Source organism: Tessaracoccus luoxuelianae, from assembly GCF_054483915.1.
On sequence record NZ_CM137013.1, the window covers coordinates 3,124,365 to 3,147,812 of the forward strand.

A 23,448-nucleotide genomic window follows, 5' to 3' on the forward strand; every position below is an offset into this window, starting at 1 on the left:
CCGCCTCAGGCTGGGGGAACCCGAGACGTCAGTTGTAGAGCGGACCGAACTGCGCGCAGGCGCGGTAGTCGGCGCTCTCCAGATCGGCGGAGCCGAAGCCCAGCCAGTTCTTCGGGCGGAAGATCCGCTCCCTCGACACGTTGTGCATGTTGACGGGGATGCGGAGCATCGAGGCCATCGTGATGAGCTGGTGGCCGATGTGGCCGTAGCTGATCGCGCCGTGGTTGGAGCCCCAGGCGTTCATCACGTCGTAGACAGAGGTGAAGGCGCCCTCGCCGGTGATGGTGGGCACGAACCAGGTGGTGGGCCACCCCGGATCGGTCCTCAGCTCGATGGTCTTGGCCACCTCGTCGGGCAGTTCGACGGTGTAGCCCTCGGCCAGCTGCAGCACCGGCCCCAGCCCGTCGACCCAGTTGATGCGGGTCATGGTGACCGGCACGTCTCCCGCAGAGCGGAAGTGGGTGGAGAAGCCGCCGCCGCGGAAGTAGCCGGTGTTGGCCGGGTGGAAGGTGGTGGCCTCGGTCATCGCGGCGATGTCCTCGTCCGTCAGCTCCCACCAGGGCTTGATGCAGGCGTTGCCGTCGGCGTCCTTCGCGGCGAAGGTGCCGTCCAGGGTGGTGGCGCCGGAGTTGCGCAGGTCGATGACGCCCTGGGCCGCGCGGCCCTCGGGGCGGTGCCCCGTGACGCGTTCGATGGCATCGGCGCTCCAGTAGGTGCGCACGTCGGAGAAGATCTGCGCACGGTTGGTCAGCAGGTAGTTGAACAGCATCGACGCGCCGTTGAGGTTGTCGTTCTCCGTGGCCATGACCTGTGGTTGGCGCTTGCCGTTCCAGTCGAACTGCGTGTTGAGGAGGGTCTCCATCAGGTCGCCGTTGGGCAGATAGTCGGTCCACTGCCGCTGCCCCTGGAAGCCGGAGACGAGCGCGCCGTGCCCCAGCGCCTCCTCGGCGAACCCCTTCTCGGCGAGCTTCGGGTTGCCGATCATGAGGTCGCGGCCGATGAGGACGAGCTTGGTGACGTATGCCCACCACTCCTCGTGGTCCTCGGCGGAGCGCTGCCATTCCTCGGGGTTGAAGTCCTCCCCCTGGACGAGGTTCTCGCGCACCCAGGCGTAGGCCTGCTCGTATTCGGCCTCGTCGTAGATGCCGAGCTTGATGCGGCGCTCGAGCTCCACCATGTCCACGTACTCGTTGCGCATGCCGAGCCAGTAGTTCCAGAACTCCTCCTTGACCACGCAGCCGGCGATGCCCATGGACACCCCGCCGATGGAGAGGAAGGACTTGCCCCGCATCAACGCGACGGCGAGGCCGGCGCCCGCGTAGTCCAGCAGCCGCTGGCGCACGTCGTCGGGAATGGAGTCGTCGTCGGCGTCGCGGACCTCTTCGCCGTAGATGCCGAAGGCGGGGATGCCCAGCTGGGTGTGGCCGGCGAGCGCGGCGGCCAGGTAGACGGCCCCCGGACGCTCCGAGCCGTTGAAACCCCAGATGGCGTGGGGCATGGTGCGGTCCATGTCGATGGTTTCGGAGCCGTACGCCCAGCACGGCGTGACCGACAGCGTCAGGCCCACGTTCTCGCGCTTGAACTTCTCAGCCGTGGCCTGAGCCTCGGGAACTCGGCCGATCGTCGAGTCGGCGATGACCACCTGGACGGGGGTGCCGTCTGGGTAGCGAAGTTCGGCCTCATACAGCTCCTTGACGCGCAGAGCCATGTTCATGGTCTGGTCCTCGAGGCTTTCACGGACGCCGTTGCGCCGCCCGTCGATGATGGGGCGAATGCCGATCTTGGGGTAGTTGGACACGAAACACACCTTCTTTGATCAATGTCTTGCGGTTCTCATGGGTGCCGGTGCGGTGCGGTGGGCGCAGCTGGCCGGCCGGGGCTGCGCACGGGGTACGGGATGTGGGGGCGTGGGACGGGGTGGGCCCGAAGGCCCACCCCGGATCTCTCACTCGTAGAGGTTTGCGGCGATGTCGGGATCGTCGATGTTGCTGGCGTCGTACCAGGCGAAGCCGGAGTCGATGATCTTCGGCAGTTCCTGGCCGTCGATGGCGCGGATGGCGGCGACGACGGTCTCGTAGCCCATCTTGACGGGCGACTGGGTGATGGCGCCGGCCTGCTGGCCGTTGCGGATGGCGTCGAGCTGGGCCTTGCCGGAGTCGAAGCCGACCACGGTCAGTTCCTTGCCGGACTCGATGGCGCCCTGGAGCGCGCCGATGGCCGAGGCCTCGTTGGAGCCGTAGATGCCGGTGATGTCCGCGTTGGCCTGGATGAGCGCCTTGGCGGTGTTGGCGGCGAGGCCGACCTCACCCGCGTACTGGGGGTCAAGGACCTTGATGTCGGGCGCGTTGGCGGCCATGTACTCCTGGAAGCCCTCGCAGCGCTGCTTACCGGTGGCCGAGGTCTGGTCGTGGCAGACCATGCCGACGGTGCCGGTGCCGCCCAGCAACTCCACCATGTTCTTGGCAGCCTCAGCAGCCGCGGCCTTGTTGTCGGTGGAGACGGTGGTCAGCGGGATGTCGGAGTCCACGCCGGAGTCGAAGGCGATGATCGGGATGTTCGCGGCCTGGATCTCGGCCAGGACGGGGCCTGCTGCGCCGGAGTCCAGGGCGGCGAAGCCGATGGCGGCCGGAGCCGACTGCAGGGCGGTGCGGAGCTGATCGAGCTGCTGGGTGACGGCCTGCTCGTTCTCCGGGCCGACGAACTCGACCTTGTAGTTGTATTCCTTGCCGGCCTCCTCCGCGCCCTGCTTGACGGCCTGCCAGAAGCGGTGCTGGAAGCCCTTGGAGACGAGGTAGATGGTCTGGGTGCCGTCGCCCATGGGGACGTCACCCTCGGCGGGAGCCGAGGACTCGGCGGGAGCCGACGACTCGGCGGGAGCCGAGCTGCTCTCTGCCGGGGCCGGCGCGGAGGAGGTGGTGGTGGACGAGGTGGAGCAGGCGGTGAGGCCCAGGACAAGCACTGACGACACTGCCAGTGCGGAGCGCAGCATGCGCATGGCGGTTTCCTTTCGGTTTCTGGGAGGACCGCCCTCCCGTGACGTGGATGAAGTTGTGGGTGGATCTAGACGGCGGAGGCGCGCTGACGGCGCAGAATGTCCGCGTAGACGGCGAGGAGGACGACGACGCCGGTCACGACGAGCTGCCACTGCTGGGCGACGCCCATCATCTGGAGGCCGACGGTCAGCGTCATCATGAGCAGGGCGCCCATCATGGTGCCGACGATGTTGGCGCGGCCACCGGAGAGCGAGGTGCCGCCGATGACCACGGCCGCGATGACCTGGAGCTCCATGCCCAGACCCTCAGCGGGCTGGACGAAGCCGAAGCGGCCGGAGTAGAGGATGGCGCCGAAGGCGGTGAACACGCCGGCGGTGACATAGACGAGCGCCTTCCAGAACTTCACGTTGATGCCCGACAGCCGGGTGGCCTCCTCGTTGGAGCCGATCGCCAGGGCGTAGCGCCCGAGCAGGGTCTTCCCGAGGATGACGGCGGCGATGATGCCCATGAAGACGAAGATGAGCGCCGCGTTGGACAGGAAGGGGATGATCCGCCCGTTGGAGATCAGCGAATAGTCCGGGTTGGCGATCTTGATGCTGGAGGCGTTGGAGATGATCAGCGACAACCCTCGGGTGACCATCATCATCGCGAGCGTGGCGATGAACGGCGGGATGTGGAGATACGCGATGAGGAGGCCGTTGACCAGGCCCATCGCCGCGCCCACCACGATGGTGAGGAGCAGGCCGATGCCCAGGGGGAGGTTCATGAACTCCGCGGACATGAACACGCCCGCCATGACGGCGGTGAACGTCATGCCGGTGCCCACCGACAGGTCGATGCCGCCGGTGGCAATCACGAACGTCGCCCCGAGCGCCATCGTGCCGATGGCGGCGGCCTGGAGCAGGATGTTGGGGATGACGACGCCGGCGTTGAAGTTGGGCGCGAAGATCATGAAGAAGACGAACACCACGATCAGCGCGGCGAAGACGAACACCTGCTGCAGCGACGATTTGAGGAACTGCTGCACCCGGGAGGGTTCGGCTGGTGCTGCCTTGGTGGCGGTGTCAGTGCTCACGCTGCGTGTCCTTTCAACTGAGCCATGCCGACGGTGGCGAGCTCCATGATGTTCTCCTGGGAGGCGTCCTCGTTGTCGAGGAAGCCGGTGATGTGCCCGTGTGCCATGACGGCGATGCGGTGCGACACGCGCAGCACCTCCGGCAGCTCGGACGAGATGACGATGATCGCCTTGCCCTGACCGGACAGTTGCTCGATGAGGTTGTAGATCTCCTCCTTGGCGCCGACGTCGATGCCGCGGGTGGGCTCGTCGAAGATCAGCACGTCACAGTTGCGCACGAGCCACTTCGCGATGACCACCTTCTGCTGGTTGCCGCCCGAGAGCTTTCCCAGCAGCTGATTCACGTTGGGGGTCTTGACGCGCAGCTTCTGCGAGTACTCGGTGCCGACAGTCTTGATCTTGCCGTCGAGGATGAAGCCGCCGATGTGGAAGTCCTTCATGGCCGCCATGGCCGTGTTGGCCTTGACGTCCTGATCCAGCAGGACCCCGAACTGCTTCCGGTCCTCGGAGAGGTAGCCGATGCCGGCGCGGACGGCGTCTGCCGCGGTGCGGATGTTCACCTTCTGGCCGTGCACGAAGATGTCTCCGCTGGTGCGTGGGTCCGCGCCGAAGACGGCACGAGCCACCTCGGTGCGCCCAGCGCCCATCAGCCCTGCGAACCCGAGCACCTCGCCCTTGCGGACCTCGAAGCCCACGTCCCGCACAAGTTTCTTGCTGTTGAGGCCTTCAACCTTGAGGACCACCTCGTCGGAGATCGGCTTGGTCCGGGGGCGGGCATCGCCCGAGACCTCGCGGCCCACCATCATCGAGATGATCTCGCGGATCTCGACCTCCTTGGTGACGACCGTTCCGATGAACTGGCCGTCACGGAGCACGGAGACCCGATCAGTGATCTCCTCGATCTCCGGCATGCGGTGCGAGATGTAGATCAGGCCCGTCTCCGGAGTGATGAAATCGCGGATCATGCCGAACAGCGCGTCGGTTTCGGCGAGCGTGAGGGCCGCCGTCGGCTCGTCCATGACCAGGATCCGCGAATCGTAGGAAAGGGCGCGCGCGATCTCGACCATCTGCTGGCGCGCGACGGAGAGGTCGCGGACATAGGTCTTGGGATTGAGGTTCATGCCGAGCCTGTCGATCAGCTCTGCGGCCTCACGGTTGAGCTTGGCGTCGTCGATGTAGCCGCCCTTGTGGCTGCCGGGGCGGCCGAGGAACAGGTTCTGGGCGACGGTGAGGTCAGGAACCATGTTGAGTTCCTGATGGATGATGCTGAGGCCAAGGTCACGGGCATGGTTGGTGTTGCGTACCTCCACCCGCTTGCCCTGCAGCCAGATTTCCGCCCCGGGGTCTGGGGTGTAGATGCCGGTGAGGATCTTCATCAGCGTGGACTTGCCGGCGCCGTTCTCGCCGCACAGGCCGAGCACCTCGCCCGCGTTGAGATCCAGGTGGACGTTGCTCAGCGCTTTCACGCCCGGGAACGTCTTCGAGACGTTCTTCAGCTCTAGAAGTTTGGTCACACGTACTCCTTCGTACCTGCCGGATCGGTTGGGCTCTCGCGCCCAGCCCGACGGATGCTAACGCTATCATTCCGCGATCCGAGGTGCCACCGTCGTTACCGAACTGTGACGAACGTATACCCATGGGGGTATACACTGTGCGTATGAAGCTACGCATGCCCCTCCTCGCCCTCCTCGTCGCCGTCGCCGCCCTGCTCGGGCTCAGCGGATGCTCCGACGCCGGCGCCGACGCCGCACGCACGGCAATCACCGACGGCGCCACGGTCATCGATGTGCGCACCCCCTCCGAGTACGCGGCCGGCAACATCGAAGGCGCGCTCAACATCGACGTCCAGGCCGCGGACTTCGCCGACCGCGTCGGAGAGCTCCCCAAGGACGACACCTACGTCGTGTACTGCCGCTCCGGCAACCGGTCCGCGGCCGCGATCGACATCATGGAGGACCTGGGCTTCACCAGCCTCATCGACGGCGGCGCCTACACCTCCCTGAAGTAGCCCCAGACCGAAAACGGCGTGTGGCCGGCCCCCGAAGGGACCGGCCACACGCCGTTCGAACCGTGGTTCAGCTCACTTGGCGCCCATGGTGGTGCCGGCGGAGCGGAGGTTCTCGCACGCCTCCACGATGCGGGCGGCCATGCCGGCCTCGGCCAGCTTGCCCCACGCGCGCGGGTCGTAGTGCTTCTTGTTGCCCACCTCGCCGTCGACCTTGAGGACGCCGTCGTAGTTGCTGAACATGTGACCGACGACGGGACGGGTGTACGCGTACTGCGTGTCCGTGTCCACGTTCATCTTGATGACGCCGAAGTCAACCGCGTCGGAGATCTCCTGTGCGGTGGAGCCGGAACCGCCGTGGAAGACCAGGTCGAACGGCTTGTCCTTGCCGTACTTGGCGCCGACGGCGTCCTGGATCTCCTTGAGCACCTCGGGACGCAGCTTGACCGCGCCCGGCTTGTACACACCGTGCACGTTGCCGAAGGTGAGGGCCGTCATGTAGCGACCCTTCTCGCCCAGGCCGAGCACCTCGATGGTGCGCATGCCGTCTTCGATGGTGGTGTAGAGCTTGTCGTTGATTTCGGCGGAGACGCCGTCCTCTTCGCCACCGACGACACCGACCTCGATCTCGAGGATGATGTTGGCGGCCTTGGTGAGGGCGAGCAGCTCGTCAGCGATCTGCAGGTTCTCCTCCATCGGCACGGCCGAGCCGTCCCACATGTGGGACTGGAACAGGGGGAGCTGTCCGTTCTTCACGCGCTCGGCCGAGATGGCCAGCAGCGGACGGACGAACGAGTCCAGCTTGTCCTTGGGGCAGTGGTCGGTGTGCAGCGCGATCTGGATGGGGTAGTTCTTCGCCACCTCCTGCGCGTACGCCGCGAGCGCAGCGGCGCCGGTGACCTTGTCCTTGATGGTGGACCCGGAGGCGTACTCGGCGCCGCCGGTCGAAACCTGGATGATGCCGTCAGAGCCAGCCTCCGCGAACCCCTGGATGGCCGCGGTCACCGTCGACGATGAGGTGATGTTGATAGCCGGGTAGGCGAACTTGTTCGCCTTGGCCCGATCGAGCATTTCGGCGTAGATCTCGGGAGTAGCAATGGGCATGGATGCCTCTTTTCTGAGTGAGACTTCGGGTCGCCCCAACCTTATCGCCTCAGGGTCCCGGGAGGGAGGGCGGGGTTAGCACTCAGGAGCGCTCAGCTCAGAGCACCCTGTCGAGCGCTGAGACGTCCAATCCGACGCGGCCGAGCGAGTAGGCCCGGGCAGCCGAGTCGATCACCGCCGGGCTGGCGTCGAAGAAGCTTGCGGGCACCTTGGCCACCGCGACACCATCGGCCTCCAGTACGACGGACGGCCCGGCACCGGAGAGTCCCCCGGTGAGCTTGAGGGCCGTGACACGATCCCACGGGACGGGCGGCGCAGGCGGAGTGACGAACTCGACGCCGTCGGGATCGAGATAGAACGCCACTCCGTCCTGGATGCGGCCAAGGTCACGCTTGGCGCGCTGCAGGCCGAACACCGAGACCACGATCCAGAAAGCCGACGATGCCACCCAGATCGCCACCATGGCGATGGTCCACTCCTGCGGCCAGTCGCGTCCGATGGTGAGGATGATCACGGCCAGGATGGCCAGCGAGATGACGGTGGAGATGATCCGCCAGCGGAGCGCACCGCGCTTCTGTGTCACGCGGGCCGCCGTCGGAAGGGGGGTCAGGCCCGCCGCGAAACGCTCTGGCTGCATGGTCGCCACAATAGCCCGCGGGTCAGCGAGGGCCGGCGTGCTGGAGGCTCCAGTGGTACATCGCGATGGCCGCGGCGGCGCCGGCGTTCATCGAGCGGGTCGATCCCCGCTGCGTGATCGCGACGAGGCGCTCGCACCCCGCGACCATCGCCTCGGTCAGGCCCGGGCCCTCGGAGCCGAAGACCAGGCAGCAGCGCTCTGGGAGCTGTGCGGTCTCGAGCGGCACCGACCCTGGAAGATTGTCGACCCCGATCGGGGTCACGCCCTGCTCGGCGAGGTGAGCCAACAGCGACGCCTCGTCCTCGTGGTGGACAACGTGCAGGTAGCGGTCGGTCACCATCGCTCCCCTGCGGTTCCACCGTCGCCTACCCACGATGTGCACCGCCGCGACATTGAAGGCGTTGGCCGTGCGGACGATGGAGCCGATGTTGAAGTCGTGCTCCCAGTTCTGGATTGCCACCTGCAGAGGCACCCGCGTCCGGTCGAGGTCCGCGACGATCGCCTCCATCCGCCAGTAGCGGTACCGGTCGATCACGTTGCGGCGGTCGCCCTCAGCGAGGAGCTCGGGATCCAGGCGCTCGTCGTCGGGCCAGGGCTGGGGGTGCGGGCCGACACCGACGGTGGGCGCCGTCGGGTCGTGGGGCTCGGCGTCGGTCACGGAGCGAAGCTTGTCCCACTCCGTCCTGAGAGGCAAGCGACGGGGACGCGACAGCGCCCCGGCCGATCGGCCGGGGCGCTGTGTGGGTGGATCAGGCGGCCTGCTGGATCGCGGAGATCTCAACCTCGATGGCGACCTTGTCCGAGACCAGGAAGCCGCCGGTCTCGAGGGCGGCGTTCCAGGTGAGACCGAAGTCAGAGCGCAGGATGTCGGTGGAGCCCTCGAAGCCCACGCGGACGTTGCCGAAGGGGTCCTTCGCCGCGCCCTGGTACTCCAGCGGGAGGGTGATGGAGCGCGTGGTGTCCTTGATGGTCAGGTCACCGGTCACCTCGACGACGTCGCCCTTGATCGCGAAGTCGGTGCCCTTGAAGGTCCAGGTGGGGTGGTTCTCGACGTCGAAGAAGTCGGCGGAGCGGATGTGGCCGTCGCGGTCGGCGTTGCGGGTGGTGACCGAGCCGGCGTCGATGGTGACGTCCAGCGTGCTGTTGGCCAGGTTCTCCGGGTCGACGGTGGCGGAGCCCTCGAAAGTCTCGAAGGAGCCGCGGACCTTGGTGACCATCGCGTGGCGGGTCACGAAGGAGAAAGTGCTGTGCGAGGCGTCGAGGATGTAGGTGCCGTTGAGTTCGTTGAGGGCCATGAGGTGTTCCTTTCGTGGGCTGTTGGTACAACCTTAAATGACTGTTGTTGAAATGTCAACCAGTTCAGAGATTCATCACACCCGAGTCCATTTCGACGCCGCCGCGGGCGCTTCGCGCCGCGGCGGGCTCAACCAGCGAGGATCCTTCCCCTGGGCATGCGCGAGGCCCGCCCCCACGCATGGGAGCGGGCCTCGGCGCGCAGGTCAGCTGGAGAACGGGGGACGGTAGCCGCCCTCGCCCTGCGTGGGATTCTGCGACGGCGGGGGCACCGCCGGCTGGGCCGGGGGCTGGTCCTGGGCGCGCTGCGGCGGCTGGTAGGGCTGGGCCACGTCGTCGTACCTGGGCGCCTGGATCTGCTGCTGCGGCTCAGGTGAGGCGGTGGGACGCTGCGAGATCTCTCCGAAGTTCACGTCGGGGGCCTGGCGCACGATCGGGTCGTTGACCTCGAAGTAGGTGGCCTTCTCGAACTTCGCGAAGCCGGCGATGATGTTGCTCGGGACCGATTCGATGCGCGTGTTGTAATCACGCACGTTGGCGTTGTAGAAGCGGCGCGAGGCGGCGATCCGGTCCTCGGTATCGGTCAGTTCGCGCTGCAGCTCGAGGAAGTTGGTGTTGGACTTCAGATCCGGGTAGGCCTCGACCGAGACCAGCAGGTTGTGCACGGCCTGCGTCAGCTCGGACTCGACGGCGGCGCGCTGCTCGCTCGGCTGCCCGTGGCTCTGCTGGGAGAGGGATCGGGCGGTGTTGCGCAGGGCGGTGATCTGCTCGAGCGTGTTGCGCTCGTGCGCGGCGTAGCCGCGGACGGTCTCGACCAGGTTGGGGATCAGCTCGTAGCGGCGGTTGAGCTCAACATCGATCTGGCGCCACGACTCCTGGATCAGGTTGCGGCTACGGACGAAGCCGTTGTAGGCGCTCACGCCCCAGCCCACCACGGCGAGAGCGACGACGACCAGGACGATGAGGATGATCAGGATGATGTCCACGGGGGTCTCCTTCTAACAGTCGTCTTCACGGTAGCGCAGCCGAGGATTCACCCGCAGCAACACCAGAGGCCCACTACTGCTGGTGATGGGCGTCCAGGAACTGGTACACCTCGGTGTCGTCGACGCCTGGGAAGGTGCCGGGAGGCAGCGCGGCCAGCAGGTGGGCGTGGGTGCGGGCGCTCGGCCAGGAGTGCCCCGACCACCTCGTCGCCAGGTCCTCGGGGGCGCGCCTGCAGCAGGAGGGGTCCGGGCACCTGGACACGGAGTGCTCCCTCGTGTCGCGGCCGCGGAACCACTTCGAGTCCCGGTACCGCACCCCGATCCCCGTGGAGAACAGACCCGAGCCGGTCTGTTCGACCCGCGCGGTGCACCAGAAGGTGCCCGTGGGCGTGTCCGTGTACTGGTTGAAGGCGTTGAACTTGTCCGCGACATCGAACACCTCGCGAGAGGTCCAGTACCTGCAGGCGGGCTGACCCTCGATGGCGCCGAGATTGTCGCGGGGGAACGCCACTCCGTCGTTCTCGTAGGCCTTGTAGATGATCCCCGACTCGTGGACTCGCTGGAAGTGCACTGGGATCCCGAGGTGCTTCGTCGCCAGGTTGGTGAACCGGTGCGCGGCCGCCTCGTAGCTGACGGCGAAGGAATCCCGCAGGTCCTCCAGCGCCAGCTCCCGGCGCGCCTTCGCCTTCTGGAGGAACTCGACGGCGGGTCCCTCCGGGAGCAGGAGGGCCGCGGCGAAGTAGTTGGTCTCGATGCGTTGACGGAGGAAATCGCCGTAGTTGGCCGGCGGCGCGTGGTCCAGGATGTGATGGCCGAGCGCCTGCAGGAGGACCGATCGGGGGTCGTACTCCCTGGACCAGGCCGCGGCCAGATAGATGCGTTTGTTCTTCAGGTCCATCACCGAGCGCGTGGAATGCGGCAGGTCCCCCACGTGGTGCAGCGTGAAGCCGAGGTGCGTCGTGATCTCACCGATGAGGTGCTGAGAGAGGGGGCCGGAGACATAGCCGCACCGCTTCAGCAGGGCGGCGGCCTGTTCCTCGATGGCACCGAAGTAGTTGTCGCGCCCCCGCATCTCGTCGCGGAGCTGCGCGTTCGCCCGCCGCGCCTCCTCAGGCGTGGCCATCCGTTCCGCGGCGTCGTGGGCGAGCTCCCGGTGCAGGGCGACGAGCGCCTCGAGCACGTCGAGGGGCATCCGGGGCGAGATCCGCACCACGGGCAACCCCTTGGCCCGGGCCAGCGGGGACCGCATCAGGCGCTCCAGCTCGATTTCGAGCTGCGCCCGGCGGCTGGGCACGGGTGCGGTCAGGTCATCCAGGGTCGCCCCGTAGACCCGGGCCAGCGTCTGGAGCTGCGAAAGGCGGGCCTCGCGCTTGCCGTTCTCCATGAGCGACAGCTGGGAGGCGGCCAGCCCGGACTCCTCCGATACCTGCGACAGGGTGAGGCCGCGCTCCTTGCGGAGGTGGCGGAGCCGTCGTCCCAGTGAAAACGGGTCGAAAGGCCCCTCGAGGTCTGGGGCTCGCACGGGTCCAGCGTCGTCGACTGGCATGAAATTGATGCTAACGGAATTTCTGCGTTTCTTCACCAGGAATTTCTGACCAAATGCTGGCAGATCCGCCCAGGATGGTGACATCGCACCGCACGAGGCAGCAGAGAAGCCGCCACCACCGGAAGGAAATCCCATGAACGACCCGATGTCCGCAGAGCTCCTGAAGTACGACTGGAAGATCAACCCCCGCTGGACCCACGTCCAGCGCGACTACACAGCCGACGACGTGGTCCGCCTCCGCGGCCGCGTCCAGGAGGAGCACACCCTGGCACGGCGCGGCGCCGAGAAGCTCTGGGAGCAGCTGCACAGCGAGGACTTCGTCAATGCGCTGGGCGCGCTGACCGGCAACCAGGCCGTTCAGCAGGTCAAGGCCGGCCTCAAGGCCATCTACCTCTCCGGCTGGCAGGTGGCCGCCGACGCCAACCTCTCCGGGCACACCTACCCGGACCAGTCGCTGTACCCGGCCAACTCGGTGCCCCAGGTGGTCCGGCGGATCAACAACGCGCTGCTGCGCGCGGACCAGATCGAGCACGCCGAGGGCATCCGCACGGTCGAGGACTGGCTGGTCCCCATCGTCGCCGACGCCGAGGCCGGCTTCGGCGGGAGCCTCAACGCCTACGAGCTGATGAAGTCCATGATCTCCTCCGGCGCGGCCGGCGTGCACTGGGAGGATCAGCTGGCGGCGGAGAAGAAGTGCGGCCACCTCGGCGGCAAGGTGCTCATCCCCACCCAGCAGCACGAGCGCACCCTCAACGCGGCCCGGTTGGCGGCTGATGTCGCGGGCGTGCCGACGGTGATCATCGCCCGCACGGACGCCGAGGCCGCCACCCTGATCACCTCCGACGTCGACGAGCGCGATCAGGAGTTCATCACCGGCGAGCGCACCAGCGAAGGCTTCTACAAGGTGCGCCCCGGCATGGAGCCGAGCATCGCCCGCGGCAAGGCCTACGCAAAGTACGCCGACCTGCTCTGGATGGAGACCGGCGTCCCGGACCTGGCCGCCGCCAAGGAGTTCGCAGAGGCCATCAAGGCTGAGCACCCTGACCAGATGCTGGCCTACAACTGCTCGCCGTCGTTCAACTGGAGGAAGCACCTCGACGACGACACCATCGCGAAGTTCCAGCGCGAGCTGGGCGCCATGGGCTACGCCTTCCAGTTCATCACCCTGGCCGGGTTCCACGCCCTCAACTACTCCATGTTCGATCTGGCTGAGGGCTACGCCACCCGCCAGATGAGCGCCTACGTGGAGCTGCAGGAGCGCGAGTTCGCCGCCGAGGCACGCGGCTACACCGCCACCCGTCACCAGCGGGAGGTCGGCACCGGCTACTTCGACGCCATCGCCGCCGCGATCAACCCCTCCAGCTCCACCACCGCCCTCGAGGACTCCACCGAGTCCGCGCAGTTCTGACCCCACCTCGCACTCAAGCAAGGAGCACTCCCATGACGATGACACTCACCGCCCCCACCCAGCCCCACCCCCCGTCGGAGACCCACGCCCCCGTCGGGCGCCTGTGGGTGGACCGGACGCTCGTGGACTTCCTGGACCGCGAGGCACTGCCCGTGGCCGGGGTGGACCGCGAGCGGTTCTGGGCCGGCTTCGAGCGCGTCTTCGGGGAGTTCTCCGAGCGCAACCGCGGCCTCCTCGATGAGCGGGACCGGATGCAGGGCGCCATCGACGCCTTCCATCGCGCCACCCCCGGCACCCCGTATGCGCCGCACTACCGGGCGCTGCTGCGGGAGATCGGGTACCTGCTCGACGAGCCCACCGGGGTCCGGGCCCGCACCACGAACGTGGACGCGGAGATCGCGGAGATGGCGGGCCCGCAGTTGGTGGTCCCGGTCACCAACCGCAGGTTCGCGATCAACGCCGCCAACGCCCGGTGGGGCTCGCTGTATGACGCGCTGTACGGCACCGACGCCATCAGCGACGACGGAGGGGCGGGCCGGGGGGCCAGGTACAACCCGGCGCGCGGCCAGCGGGTCATCGCGTGGGCTAGGGAGTTCCTGGACCGCGCGGCCCCCCTGGCCTCGGGCTCCCACAGCGAGGTGGTGAGCTACGGGGCGGGGAAGGAGCTGCGGGCGACGCTCGGCTCGGGCGAGACCGTCGGGCTGGCGACGCCGTGGGCGTACGTGGGCTGCCGCGGTCCGGCGGAGTCGCCGTCGGCCATCCTGATCGAGAACAACGGCCTCCACATCGAGCTTCGGATCGACCCCACCGGGCCGATCGGCCGCTCAGACCTGGCTGGGATCGACGACATCGTCCTGGAGTCCGCCGTCACCGCGATCATGGACTTCGAGGACTCGGTGTCCACCGTCGACGGCCCCGACAAGGCGATCGGCTACCGCACCTGGCTCGAGCTCAACGCAGGCACCGCCTCGGAGGAGATGGAGAAGGGCGGGCACTCGTTCCTCCGGACCCTGGCCGACGACCGCACCTTCACCCGGGCCGACGGCGGGGAGCTCACCCTGCACGGGCGGGCGCTGATGCTGTGCCGCAACGTGGGGCACCTGATGACCACACCCGCCGTCCTCGACTCCGAGGGCCGCGAGCTCCCCGAGGGCATCCTCGACGCACTGGTCACCAGCCTGTGCGCCATCCCGGGGCTGTCGTCGCACAACCCGCGGCGCAACTCACGCACGGGATCGATCTACATCGTCAAGCCCAAGCAGCACGGGCCGGCCGAGGTGGCCTTCACCAGCGACCTGTTCGCCGCCGTCGAGGACGTGCTGGGCCTGCCCCGCACCACGCTGAAGATGGGGATCATGGACGAGGAGCGGCGCACCACCCTCAACCTCGCGGCCTGCATTGCGGAGGCGGCGGACCGGATCATCTTCATCAACACCGGCTTCCTGGACCGCACCGGCGACGAGATCCACACTTCGATGGAGGCCGGGCCAATGATCCGCAAGGCGGAGATGAAGCAGGCCGCCTGGATGCAGGCCTACGAGGACTGGAACGTCGACGTCGGCATCGCCTGCGGCCTGCCGGGCCGGGCGCAGATCGGCAAGGGCATGTGGGCGAAGACGGACCTGATGGCGGACATGGTGGCCGAGAAGATCGCTCATCCCTCCTCGGGGGCGACCACCGCGTGGGTCCCCTCCCCGACCGCCGCGACACTGCACGCCACCCACTACCACCGCGTCGACGCGCGGGGGCGGCTGGACGAGATCGCGGAGCGTGGGCGGCGGGCGTCGCTGGATCAGCTGCTCGAGATCCCACTGGCGCCCAGCACCCGGTGGACCGCCGAGGAGCGGCAGCAGGAGGTGGACAACTCGTGCCAGTCCATCCTGGGCTACGTCGTCCGCTGGATCGACCAGGGCGTCGGGTGCTCGAAGGTGCCCGACATCACCGACACCTCGCTCATGGAGGACCGGGCCACCTGCCGGATCAGCTCCCAGATGCTGGCTAACTGGATCCGGCACGGCATCGTCACCGAGGGGTTCGTCGTCGAGGCGCTGAAGCGGATGGCGCGGGTGGTCGACGCCCAGAACGCCGACGATCCGGCCTACCGGCCGATGTCGCCGGGTGTCGCGGGCGGAGGGGCGTTCGAGGACTCGATCGCGTGGTGCGCGGCGAGGGACCTGGTGATCCAGGGCGCGTGGTCGCCGTCGGGCTACACCGAGCCGATCCTCCACGCGCGGCGCCGCGAGTACAAGGCGCGATACGGGCTCGGCTGAGGCCATCCGATCCCTGAGCTGAGGGAGCGACGGCTCAGAGGCCGAGGTCCGCCAGATCCACCGCGTAGCGGTACTCCAGACCGGCGTCGCCGACCTTCTCGGCGGCGCCGGTCCCACGGTCCACCACCACTGCCACCGCGACCACCTCGCCCCCGGCCTCGCGCACGGCCTCGACGGCGGTGAGGGCCGAGCCCCCCGTCGTGGAGGTGTCCTCGACCACGAGCACGCGGCGACCCGCCACCTCGGTGCCCTCGATCCGGCGCTGCATTCCGTGCCCCTTGGCGGACTTGCGCACGACGAAGGCGTCGAGCCGGCCCCCCTCGGCGGCCTTGGCGTGCAGCATGGCGGTGGCGACGGGGTCGGCGCCAAGCGTGAGCCCGCCGACGGCGTCGAAGTCCAGGTCCGCGACCAGCTCGTTCATCACGCGTCCCACCAGGGGCGAGGCGGCGCCGTCGAGGGTGACGCGGCGCATGTCGATGTAGTAGTCGGCCTCTTTGCCGGACGCCAGCGTGACCTTGCCGTGCACGACGGCGAGGGCCTTGATGTGTCCGATGAGTTCGCTGCGGTCTGTCATTTCATCTCCGTTGTGTCCAGGACGCCGAAACCGACGGCGCGGTCCGGGGTGTCGATGAGGTCTTCGTGGGTGGTCAGGGTGAGGATGGCCTCGGTGGGCGCGAGGTCGGGTTTCCCGGGGACGGGCTCGAGGACCCAGGAGTCGTCGCGGTGGACGGTCAACTGGGAGGGCGGGAGCGTGATCCGGTAGGTGTAGATGGCGAGGGCCGTCTCGATGACCACCTCGTCGTCCACCTCGAGGCTGAGCAGGTCCGCGAAGGGCGCGCCGTGCGTGAGCATGAGCCCGGCGAGCGCGACATTGCCGACCTGCCCCGGGAGCGCCGTCGACGGGTACCAGCCGACGGCCTCTGTGAGCAGGTCTTCGTCCACTCCTGCGGCGATCGGCCATTCGAGGTTCTGTCCCGGGAGGCGCAGGATCCAGGCCAGTTCCCCAGGGGCGGGGGCCAATTCCGCGGGGAGTTCACCCTCCTCGGCGGGTGGCGTAGGTGTCGCGGTGGCCCACTGCTCGCGGAGTTGGGCCACGCTCTCGGCGGCGGCGCTCCGGGCGAGCCACGTGGTGCCGAAGACCTGCCAGCCGAGGAATCCGCTGACGGCGAGTGTCGCGGAGAGGAGGACGAGCCCGACGACCGCCAGTGGCGACACGCGACGCCGCGGCTCGGCGCCGCGGGACGGCTGCTCAGGCCCTGCCTGGTCCGACTCGGGCTCGACGGCACGGGATGGGCTGACGGGCTTGCCCGAGCCGTCTCGCTCAGCAGCGACCGCAGGCTCGTCACCCTCGCCCTCGCCGGCGGCCCGCTTCGCTTCCATGCGCGCCATTCTTCCCTAACCGGCCCGCCGTGGTGGTCCCGCTCCCAGGCGCCAACCACATCGAGCGATTCAAGGCCGCCGCACGGTAGAGGCCAGGAGTCAGGCGCGACGGCCGCGGAAGCGGGACGCGAGTTCGAGGCTTCACGCTCAGGAGGAGGTGGGGTGACCGGCACTGGGGTCCCGTCTCCGCGCTTGGGCGCCTCGGGCCGAGGGGAGAGCGGTGAGGGTAGCGCCCGTCACCCCTCCGCGACACCCGCGGAGTCGAACGTCGCCATCTCCCGCAGGATGCGCGCGGCCGCCTGGACCGTCGGCAACGCCAGCGCGGCGCCGGTGCCCTCGCCGAGGCGGAGATCCAGGTCCACGAGCGGCTGCAGGTCCAGCCACGTGAGCGCCGCCTTGATGCCGGGCTCGACGCCCGCGTGACCCGCGATCAGGTATCCGGTCACCGCCTCGTCGAAACCCGCCGCGACACACGCCGCCGATGCCGCGATCACCCCGTCGATGATCACCGGCACCCGGCGCGCCGCCGCGCCGAGGATGAAGCCCGCCAGGGCTGCGTGCTCGAGCCCGCCGACTGCGGCCAGGACCCCCAGCGGGTCCGCGGGGTCCGGGCGGTGCAGGGCCAACGCGCCCTCGATCACGGCGATCTTCCTGCTCAGCATGTCGTCGCCGGCGCCGGCCCCGCGGCCCGTCACGGAGGTCACGGGAAGGCCCGAGAACGCGGCGATCAGCGCGCTGGCGGGCGTGGTGTTCCCGATGCCCATCTCGCCGGTGAGGAGGATGTCGGCGCCGCCGTCGATGGCCTCGTTGGCCGCCTCGATGCCCACCTCGAGGGCCGCCCGGGCCTCATCGAGCGTGAGGGCCGGCTCGACGGAGAAGTCGCGGGTCCCGGACCGGACCTTGCGGGCGCGGATCCCGGGGTGCTCCGGCACCTCCACCGCGACACCCACATCCGTGACCCACACGTCGGCCCCCACCTGGCGGGCGATGGCGTTGATGGCCGCGCCGCCCGAGGCGATGTTGAGCGCCATCTGGACCGTGACCTCCTGCGGCCAGGGGCTGATGCCCTGCACGCAGACGCCGTGGTCGCCGGCGAACAGGCCGATGACGGCGTGCTCGGGCAGCGGGGGCGGGCAGGCGTCGGCGATGGCCGCGAGCCGGTTGCCGATCTCCTCCAGCCGGCCGAGGCTCCCGGCGGGCTTGGTGAGGGTCAACTGCCTGGCGCGGGCCGCCGCCAAGGCGTCGGCGGAGGCGGGGCGGAGGGCGGCGAGGGTGTCGTCGAGGAGGGTCATGGCGTCCTTGTCTTCGATGGTTGGATGGGCTGGTGATTCTGATCCTTGGTGGCACCGCGGAGGGCTGACGGCTGGCCGAGGTGTTGGTGGGACGCGATGCGGTGCTCTCGTTGGCCGGCCGGACCCGCGCCCCCCCCTCGTGGCGGGAGAGGTGCGGATCGGAGGCTTCGGAGGGGTCGACGTGCTGGTGACCAAGGACGCCCGCGGCCCGCACACCGACGCGAAACTGGCTGTGGCCGCCGAGCGGGGCGCCGCCGTCGTGATGATCCGGCGTCCTGCGTCGCCCTTGGGGGTGCCCGAGGTAGCCGATGTCGCGGCCGCCCTGGCCTGGCTGGGCTGACGTCACAGCCGGCCGTTGAGGGCGGAGAAGGCTGCGGCCAACCGACGGTGGACGTCGGGGGTGCGAACGGCGAACCGCAGCCAGGTGGGGCCGAGGCCGGGGAACGTCTCTCCGCGCCGCACGGCGAATCCGCGTTCGGCAAGCGGCTCCCGCAGCGACATCGGCGACAGCGCCGAGGCGTCGGCCAGCACAAATGGCGCGTGACCATGGACGACGGCAAGTCCCGCGTCCGTGAGGCGCGCGGCGAGATCCGCTCTGGCCCGTGCGGCCTCCTCCGCGAGGCGGGAGGCCTCGGCGGAGGCGCGCGGGGAGGTGCAGGCCACGGACGCGCGAATCGCGGGTGTGGACACCGACCACGGCGGTTGCTGGGCAGCCAGGAGCGCGATGAGGGCCGGGTCGCCGATCACGTAACCCACCCGCAGGCCTGCTAGCCCCCAGGTCTTCGTGAGCGAGCGCAGCACGAGGCGCCCCGGCATCGTGGGCGCGATGAGGGTCTCGGTTTCGCCAGGGATCGCGTCCATGAAGGCCTCGTCGACGACGAGAATCCCGGCCGGGAGCGCGGCGAGGTCCGCCGCGAGGTGGAGGACGCCGGTGGGGTTGGTGGGGTTGCCGACGATGATCAGGTCCGCCGCCGGAACCTGGGAGGGGACGAGCCGGAAGCCGGTGTCGGGCCGGAGCAGGTGGCGGCGGGGGTCGCGGCCGGCGGCCCGCAGCGCCGCCTCAGGCTCGGTGAACTGCGGGTGGACGACCAGCGCGTCGCCGGGGAGGGCGCGGGCGATGAGGGTGAACGCCTCGGCGGCGCCGGCGACCGGGAGCACCATGGCGGGGTCGACGCCGTGGTGGGCGGCGATGGCGTCGCGGGCGGGGCGGGGGTCGGGGTAGGCGGCGAGATCGCCGTCGCCGAAGATCTCCTCTGCCAGCCAGGTGGGTGTCGCGGGGACCCGGACGTTGACGGCGAGGTCGACGAGGCCGGGGGCGAGGTCGCGGTCGCCGTGGTGCAGGAGGTCCACGGTGCCGGGCACGAGCCGGGTCGGGTCGGGGGTGCGCGGTTGCTGTTCCTCCAGGCAGGGTCTCGGCCCCCTCAGGGGGTCGGGATCCGATCTGGAGGAACGCTGGCCGCGCGGGTGGGTCGAGCCTGCCTCGGGATCGTCCAGCTCCGCCGTCTCCCCCCGCTCCCTGAGGAGCCCCGGCACCGAAGGCACCTCCGGCGCCCCCACCCGCTCCCTGAGGAGCCCCGGCACCGAAGGCACCTCCGGCGCCCCCACCCGCTCCCTGAGGAGCCCCGGCACCGAAGGCACCTCCGGCGCCCCCACCCGCTCCCTGAGGAGCCCCGGCGCCGAAGGCGCCTCGGGCGTCTCGAAGGGTTGTGACCCAGGTCCCCACGCAGGCTTGGGTTCTCGACCCTTCGAGACGGTCCCCGCCGCTTCGCGGGCGGACCTCCTCAGGGAGCGAAGAGAGACGGCCGCTTCTACTCGCTCCTGGGCATGTGCTGCGTCGGCGAAGCGCTGGGCCAACTGTGGGTGGCCGGCCCAGTGGACGTGCAGGTACGACGCGTGGAGGGTCTCCCCCGCGACACCGTCATCCCTGCCGTCCAACAGCCAGGCCGGCCCGACAGCTGCGGTCTCGCCCGCGGCCGCATCCAGACTCACCGTCGTGCGGTGGAACTCGTGCCCCGTCACCTCCTCGTCGGGGCGGCCGAGCAACGTGTCCCGCGACGACACCGCGACCCTGTAGCCCATCGTCAATCGCGGCCCCATCGTCGCGTCCGCCTCGACGGCGCCCACCATCCCGCGACCGTCCAGGCTCCGGCACAGGTACAGCAGCCCGGCGCACTCCGCGACCGTCGGCAGCCCGCCCGCGACAGCAGCCCGGATCTCCCCCGTCAACGGCGAATTCGACGCCAACTCCCCCGCGTACACCTCCGGGAACCCGCCGCCGAGCCACAGCCCGGCCGTCCCCTCCGGCAGCGCGGAATCCACGAGCGGGTCGAACTCCACCACCCGGCACCCCGCCGCCTCCAACAGTTCGTCGGTCTCCGGATAGCGGAACGTGAACGCCCGTCCCCCGGCCACGGCCACCACCGGCCGCCGGTCCGACGGCGGCGACACCTCCCGCGCCGGATCCCACGGGGCGACGTCCAGCTCCGGCGCCCCAACGGCCACCGCCAGCAGCGCCTCCACATCAACGTGCTCGGCCACCACCTCGCCCATCGCCGCGACCCTCGAGTCGTCGCGTTCGGCCACCGGCACCAGGCCCAGGTGTCGCGACGGCGCCTCGATGTCCAACGCCCTCGGCAGCACCCCCAGCACCGGCAGCCCCACCTCCTCGACGGCGGCGCGAGCCTCCGCGGCGTGCCGAACGCTCCCCACCTGGTTGAGGATCACCCCCGCCACGCGCACGCGGGGGTCGAACCGCGCCATGCCCAGCGCCACCGCGCCGACGCTCCGCGAGGTGTGCCGCGCGTCGATCACGAGCACCACCGGAGAGTCCAGCAGCCGCGCCACGTGCGCCGTCGACCCGAATCCGCCGGTGCCGAGGCGCCCGTCGAACAGCCCCATCACGCCCTCGATCACCGCGACATCCGCCCCCACCGCACCGTGCGCGAACAGGGGCCCCATCCGCGCCTCGCCGCACAGGAACGGATCGAGGTTCCGGCCCGGCCGGCCGGTGGCGAGGCCGTGGTAGCCGGGGTCGATGTAGTCCGGCCCCACCTTGAACGGCGCCACCTCCAGCCCGCGCGCCCGCAACGCGGCCATCAGCCCCGTCGCCACCGTCGTCTTCCCCTGCCCCGACGACGGCGCCGCGATCACCAGCCGGCTCACCATTCGATGCCCGCCTGACCGCGCTGGCCCTGCTGGAAGGGGTGCTTGACGAGGGCCATCTCCGTGACGAGGCACCGCGACGATCGGCCGCTGCCGCAGGTCGCGCGTGTGGGCGCGCTCAACGCGACCCCTCCACCACGTACGCCCAACTCACCACTGCGCGCGCGGGCGTCCACCCCAACAGGCGGCCGATGGGTGCGGCGTGCTCGTGGTGCAGCCGGGCGAGCTGCCCGCCCCACCGTCGGTACGCCGCGACACACACCTCCTCGGCCTCCACCGTCACCCCGTGCACGACGAGCCGGCCCCCCACCGGAAGCGCATCAACCGCCCGCTCCAGCAACGAGGCAGTCGCTCCCCCGCCGATGAACACCGCGTCGGGCCGGGGCAGGCCATCCACCGCCTCCGCGACACCGGCCTCCACCAGCCGAACCGCCCCCGCGGGCGCCAGCCGGGCCGAGTTCGCCGCGACCCTCGCCGCCCGCTCCGGCACCCGTTCGACGGCGACCGCCCGGGCCCCGTCGGCCGCCCGGCACCACTCGATAGCCACCGAGCCGGCTCCCGCGCCGAGGTCCCACAGCAACTCGCCTGCCAGCGGCCGCAGCAGCGCCAACGCGGACGCGCGGATGTGTCGCTTGGTGATGAGCCCGTCGTGTTCGAAGACGTCGTCCGGGAGGCCGGGGGTGCGGCCGAGCAGGGCGCCGTCGGGGTCGATGATCATTGGCGGATTCCATCCGGAAGGAGAGCGAGTACCTGGTCGAGGTCGCGCGGCGCGCCGGCGAGCCCCAGGCGGGCCGCGAGCTCCAGGGGCCAGGGGCGGCGCAGCTGGGCGGCGCGGAGCAGTACCTCGTCTCCGAGCAGCGACGGCGGCCCCTGCGTCACGTGACCATCCAGCACCACGGCCACGTCGTCGGCCCAGGCCAGGGCGAGGTCGACGTCGTGGGTGGCCAACACGATCCCCGCGTCCAGACCGGACAGCGTGGCCAGCAGGTCGGCGACCCCTGCGGGATCGAGCCCGGCCGTCGGCTCGTCGAGCAGCAGCAGGTCTGGCCGCATCGCCACCGCCCCCGCCAGCGCCACGCGCTTGCGTTCGCCGAAGCTCAGCTGGTGCGTGGGGCGGGCGGCGAGGTGGGCGATGCCGAGCAGCGCGAGAGCCTCATTGGTGCGGGCGCGGGCGTCGTCGTCGCTGAGTCCGAGGTTGAGCGGGCCGAAGGAGACGTCCTGGGTGACATCGGCGGAGAAAAGCTGGTCGTCCGGGTCCTGCAGCACCAACTGGACGCGGCGGCGGTGCGCCCGCAGCGCGGCCCGCGTGTGGGTGAGCGGCTGCCCGTCGAGGGTGACCCGGCCGTCGGCGGCAGGCAGGGCCCCGGCCAGGCACTGCAGAAGTGTGGTCTTGCCCGAACCGTTGGCGCCGAGGAGCGCCACCCGCCGCCCCGACGCGGCGGAGAGGTTCGCCCCCGTCAACACGGCCGAGCCGCCCGGATACCCGACGACGACCCCCTCGGCCCGGAGCATCACGCCACCGCCCAGCAGGCCAGCCAGATGCCGGCGACGAGGGCGGCCCCCGCAGCCGGGGCCCAGGGGCGGGTGCGGCCCACGGGCCGTAGCGTCGGCAGCGCATCCTCATAGCCGCGCAACTCCAGGCCCGCCTGCAGCCGGGTGGCGCGGCGCCAACTCATCAGCAGGACGGTGCCGATGCCGTCGACGGCGGCCTGGAACCGACGACTGAAGGGCGCGTCGCCCCCGAGACGGGCGGCCTGCGCGGCCTGCAGCGCCAGCGCGCTGCTGAGCAGCACGAACAGCAGCCGGTACATCAGTGCGGCGATCTCCAGCAGCGGGCCGGGGAGGCCGCGGCGATGCAGCCAGCCCAGCACGTCACTCATCGGCGTGGTAGTGGCCAGCAGCAGGACGGCCAGGGTCCCCGCGACGCCGTGCGCGAGCATCTCCGCCGCCCGGAGCCCGCCGTCGGCGGTGATGCGCAGCCCGTCGCCCACCTCGACCGCGAGCGGCAACGCCCCCACCACGAGGAATGCCAGCGGAGGCAGCGCGACGGCGGCCACCAGACCCGGCCGGATGCGGGCCGGTCCTAGCATGAGGATCAGCGACGCCCCCGCCACCAGCAGGGTCCCGGGCCAGGCCGGCGTCAGCAGAGCGGTCAGCACCAGAGCGACGGCGAGCCCCACCTTGTGCCCCACAGGGATCGCCCGCCAGGGCCCTGCCCAGGCGGCGTCGTCGACGGCGGTGACGTGGATGCTCACGGGCGTGCGCCGGACGTCGAATGACGGGTGAGGTGGCGGTCG

22 protein-coding genes are annotated in these 23,448 nt (G+C 69.8%); 4 read left to right on the forward strand and 18 right to left on the reverse strand.

Annotation, left to right across the window (positions count from 1 at the left end; all coding sequences use genetic code 11):
- Positions 1-28: 28 nt before the first annotated feature.
- The 4 genes from ACX1D1_RS14410 to ACX1D1_RS14425 form a co-directional block, all read right to left on the reverse strand.
- Complete coding sequence (locus ACX1D1_RS14410) at positions 29-1,798, reverse strand: L-fucose isomerase (protein ID WP_459055063.1); 1,770 nt, start codon at positions 1,796-1,798, stop codon at positions 29-31.
- Between the two features lie 147 nt (positions 1,799-1,945).
- Positions 1,946-2,995 (reverse strand): ABC transporter substrate-binding protein, encoded by a 1,050-nt coding sequence (locus ACX1D1_RS14415; protein ID WP_182798689.1) that lies wholly within the window; start codon positions 2,993-2,995, stop codon positions 1,946-1,948.
- Between the two features lie 65 nt (positions 2,996-3,060).
- Positions 3,061-4,068, reverse strand: a complete 1,008-nt coding sequence (locus ACX1D1_RS14420) for an ABC transporter permease (protein ID WP_370585674.1) — start codon at positions 4,066-4,068, stop codon at positions 3,061-3,063.
- Positions 4,065-5,582 carry a sugar ABC transporter ATP-binding protein gene (locus ACX1D1_RS14425; protein WP_459055065.1) on the reverse strand — a complete coding sequence of 506 codons (1,518 nt, stop codon included), beginning with the start codon at positions 5,580-5,582 and terminating at the stop codon, positions 4,065-4,067. Before ACX1D1_RS14425 ends, ACX1D1_RS14420 begins: the two co-directional genes overlap by 4 nt.
- Positions 5,583-5,725: 143 nt before the next feature.
- Between ACX1D1_RS14425 and ACX1D1_RS14430 the strand changes: the two genes are divergently transcribed.
- Complete coding sequence (locus ACX1D1_RS14430) at positions 5,726-6,076, forward strand: rhodanese-like domain-containing protein (protein ID WP_459055067.1); 351 nt, start codon at positions 5,726-5,728, stop codon at positions 6,074-6,076.
- Between the two features lie 72 nt (positions 6,077-6,148).
- Here ACX1D1_RS14430 and fbaA read toward each other — a convergent pair whose 3' ends face one another.
- The 6 genes from fbaA to ACX1D1_RS14460 all read right to left on the reverse strand — a co-directional run bounded on the left by fbaA (position 6,149) and on the right by ACX1D1_RS14460 (position 11,639).
- Positions 6,149-7,177 carry a class II fructose-bisphosphate aldolase gene (fbaA, locus tag ACX1D1_RS14435; protein ID WP_182781645.1) on the reverse strand — a complete coding sequence of 343 codons (1,029 nt, stop codon included), beginning with the start codon at positions 7,175-7,177 and terminating at the stop codon, positions 6,149-6,151.
- 97 nt (positions 7,178-7,274) lie between these two features.
- On the reverse strand, positions 7,275-7,814 hold the full coding sequence (locus ACX1D1_RS14440; protein WP_459055069.1) for a hypothetical protein: 540 nt from the start codon (positions 7,812-7,814) through the stop codon (positions 7,275-7,277).
- Positions 7,815-7,836: 22 nt separating this feature from the next.
- Complete coding sequence (locus ACX1D1_RS14445; protein WP_459055070.1) at positions 7,837-8,472, reverse strand: TrmH family RNA methyltransferase; 636 nt, start codon at positions 8,470-8,472, stop codon at positions 7,837-7,839.
- A 91-nt stretch (positions 8,473-8,563) separates the two neighbouring features.
- Positions 8,564-9,109: a YceI family protein gene (locus ACX1D1_RS14450; RefSeq protein ID WP_459055072.1), complete on the reverse strand. Its 546-nt coding sequence runs from the start codon at positions 9,107-9,109 to the stop codon at positions 8,564-8,566.
- 204 nt (positions 9,110-9,313) lie between these two features.
- Entirely contained in the window at positions 9,314-10,093 is a 780-nt protein-coding gene (locus tag ACX1D1_RS14455) for a LemA family protein (RefSeq protein ID WP_182781641.1), read from the reverse strand.
- Between the two features lie 73 nt (positions 10,094-10,166).
- Complete coding sequence (locus ACX1D1_RS14460; RefSeq protein WP_459055074.1) at positions 10,167-11,639, reverse strand: helix-turn-helix domain-containing protein; 1,473 nt, start codon at positions 11,637-11,639, stop codon at positions 10,167-10,169.
- Positions 11,640-11,772: 133 nt separating this feature from the next.
- On the opposite strand from ACX1D1_RS14460, the gene aceA reads away from it, so the two are divergent.
- Both aceA and ACX1D1_RS14470 read left to right on the forward strand, forming a co-directional pair.
- Positions 11,773-13,047: an isocitrate lyase gene (aceA, locus tag ACX1D1_RS14465; RefSeq protein WP_182781639.1), complete on the forward strand. Its 1,275-nt coding sequence runs from the start codon at positions 11,773-11,775 to the stop codon at positions 13,045-13,047.
- Between the two features lie 32 nt (positions 13,048-13,079).
- Positions 13,080-15,317 (forward strand): malate synthase G, encoded by a 2,238-nt coding sequence (locus ACX1D1_RS14470; protein ID WP_459055075.1) that lies wholly within the window; start codon positions 13,080-13,082, stop codon positions 15,315-15,317.
- 34 nt (positions 15,318-15,351) lie between these two features.
- On the opposite strand, the gene pyrE is transcribed toward ACX1D1_RS14470, so the two are convergent.
- The 3 genes from pyrE to cobT form a co-directional block, all read right to left on the reverse strand.
- Entirely contained in the window at positions 15,352-15,891 is a 540-nt protein-coding gene (pyrE, locus tag ACX1D1_RS14475; protein ID WP_182781638.1) for an orotate phosphoribosyltransferase, read from the reverse strand.
- On the reverse strand, positions 15,888-16,697 hold the full coding sequence (locus tag ACX1D1_RS14480; protein WP_459055076.1) for a sortase domain-containing protein: 810 nt from the start codon (positions 16,695-16,697) through the stop codon (positions 15,888-15,890). The genes pyrE and ACX1D1_RS14480 overlap by 4 nt, the downstream gene beginning before the upstream one ends.
- 236 nt (positions 16,698-16,933) lie before the next feature.
- On the reverse strand, positions 16,934-17,989 hold the full coding sequence (gene cobT / locus ACX1D1_RS14485; RefSeq protein WP_459055078.1) for a nicotinate-nucleotide--dimethylbenzimidazole phosphoribosyltransferase: 1,056 nt from the start codon (positions 17,987-17,989) through the stop codon (positions 16,934-16,936).
- Between the two features lie 151 nt (positions 17,990-18,140).
- Here cobT and ACX1D1_RS14490 point away from each other — a divergent pair, with 151 nt between their 5' ends.
- The gene (locus tag ACX1D1_RS14490; RefSeq protein ID WP_459055079.1) at positions 18,141-18,329 is read left to right on the forward strand and encodes a precorrin-6A/cobalt-precorrin-6A reductase; all 189 of its coding nucleotides are present in this window, start codon (positions 18,141-18,143) and stop codon (positions 18,327-18,329) included.
- 2 nt (positions 18,330-18,331) lie between these two features.
- On the opposite strand, the gene cobBC is transcribed toward ACX1D1_RS14490, so the two are convergent.
- The 5 genes from cobBC to cbiQ are packed head-to-tail and all read right to left on the reverse strand — an operon-like array spanning position 18,332 to position 23,406.
- Positions 18,332-21,154: a bifunctional hydrogenobyrinic acid a,c-diamide synthase/histidinol phosphate aminotransferase CobBC gene (gene cobBC / locus ACX1D1_RS14495; protein WP_459055080.1), complete on the reverse strand. Its 2,823-nt coding sequence runs from the start codon at positions 21,152-21,154 to the stop codon at positions 18,332-18,334.
- The gene (locus ACX1D1_RS14500) at positions 21,148-21,273 is read right to left on the reverse strand and encodes a hypothetical protein (RefSeq protein ID WP_459055082.1); all 126 of its coding nucleotides are present in this window, start codon (positions 21,271-21,273) and stop codon (positions 21,148-21,150) included. The genes cobBC and ACX1D1_RS14500 overlap by 7 nt, the downstream gene beginning before the upstream one ends.
- Positions 21,270-21,869, reverse strand: coding sequence for a precorrin-6Y C5,15-methyltransferase (decarboxylating) subunit CbiT (gene cbiT, locus ACX1D1_RS14505; RefSeq protein ID WP_182781635.1), 600 nt, complete (start codon positions 21,867-21,869; stop codon positions 21,270-21,272). The genes ACX1D1_RS14500 and cbiT overlap by 4 nt, the downstream gene beginning before the upstream one ends.
- Entirely contained in the window at positions 21,866-22,678 is an 813-nt protein-coding gene (locus tag ACX1D1_RS14510; protein ID WP_370585683.1) for an energy-coupling factor ABC transporter ATP-binding protein, read from the reverse strand. The genes cbiT and ACX1D1_RS14510 overlap by 4 nt, the downstream gene beginning before the upstream one ends.
- Positions 22,663-23,406: a cobalt ECF transporter T component CbiQ gene (gene cbiQ / locus ACX1D1_RS14515; protein ID WP_182781633.1), complete on the reverse strand. Its 744-nt coding sequence runs from the start codon at positions 23,404-23,406 to the stop codon at positions 22,663-22,665. Before cbiQ ends, ACX1D1_RS14510 begins: the two co-directional genes overlap by 16 nt.
- Between the last annotated feature and the right edge of the window lie 42 nt (positions 23,407-23,448).

Coding starts and splice junctions, on each gene's coding strand:
- cbiT (WP_182781635.1), bottom strand. CDS start 21,869: ATGATCATCGACCCCGACGGCGCCCTGCTCGGCCGCACCCCCGGCCTC.
- cobBC (WP_459055080.1), bottom strand. CDS start 21,154: ATGGTGAGCCGGCTGGTGATCGCGGCGCCGTCGTCGGGGCAGGGGAAG.
- ACX1D1_RS14450 (WP_459055072.1), bottom strand. CDS start 9,109: ATGGCCCTCAACGAACTCAACGGCACCTACATCCTCGACGCCTCGCAC.
- ACX1D1_RS14480 (WP_459055076.1), bottom strand. CDS start 16,697: ATGGAAGCGAAGCGGGCCGCCGGCGAGGGCGAGGGTGACGAGCCTGCG.
- ACX1D1_RS14470 (WP_459055075.1), top strand. CDS start 13,080: ATGACGATGACACTCACCGCCCCCACCCAGCCCCACCCCCCGTCGGAG.
- fbaA (WP_182781645.1), bottom strand. CDS start 7,177: ATGCCCATTGCTACTCCCGAGATCTACGCCGAAATGCTCGATCGGGCC.
- ACX1D1_RS14460 (WP_459055074.1), bottom strand. CDS start 11,639: ATGCCAGTCGACGACGCTGGACCCGTGCGAGCCCCAGACCTCGAGGGG.
- ACX1D1_RS14430 (WP_459055067.1), top strand. CDS start 5,726: ATGAAGCTACGCATGCCCCTCCTCGCCCTCCTCGTCGCCGTCGCCGCC.
- aceA (WP_182781639.1), top strand. CDS start 11,773: ATGAACGACCCGATGTCCGCAGAGCTCCTGAAGTACGACTGGAAGATC.
- pyrE (WP_182781638.1), bottom strand. CDS start 15,891: ATGACAGACCGCAGCGAACTCATCGGACACATCAAGGCCCTCGCCGTC.
- ACX1D1_RS14440 (WP_459055069.1), bottom strand. CDS start 7,814: ATGCAGCCAGAGCGTTTCGCGGCGGGCCTGACCCCCCTTCCGACGGCG.
- cobT (WP_459055078.1), bottom strand. CDS start 17,989: ATGACCCTCCTCGACGACACCCTCGCCGCCCTCCGCCCCGCCTCCGCC.
- ACX1D1_RS14415 (WP_182798689.1), bottom strand. CDS start 2,995: ATGCGCATGCTGCGCTCCGCACTGGCAGTGTCGTCAGTGCTTGTCCTG.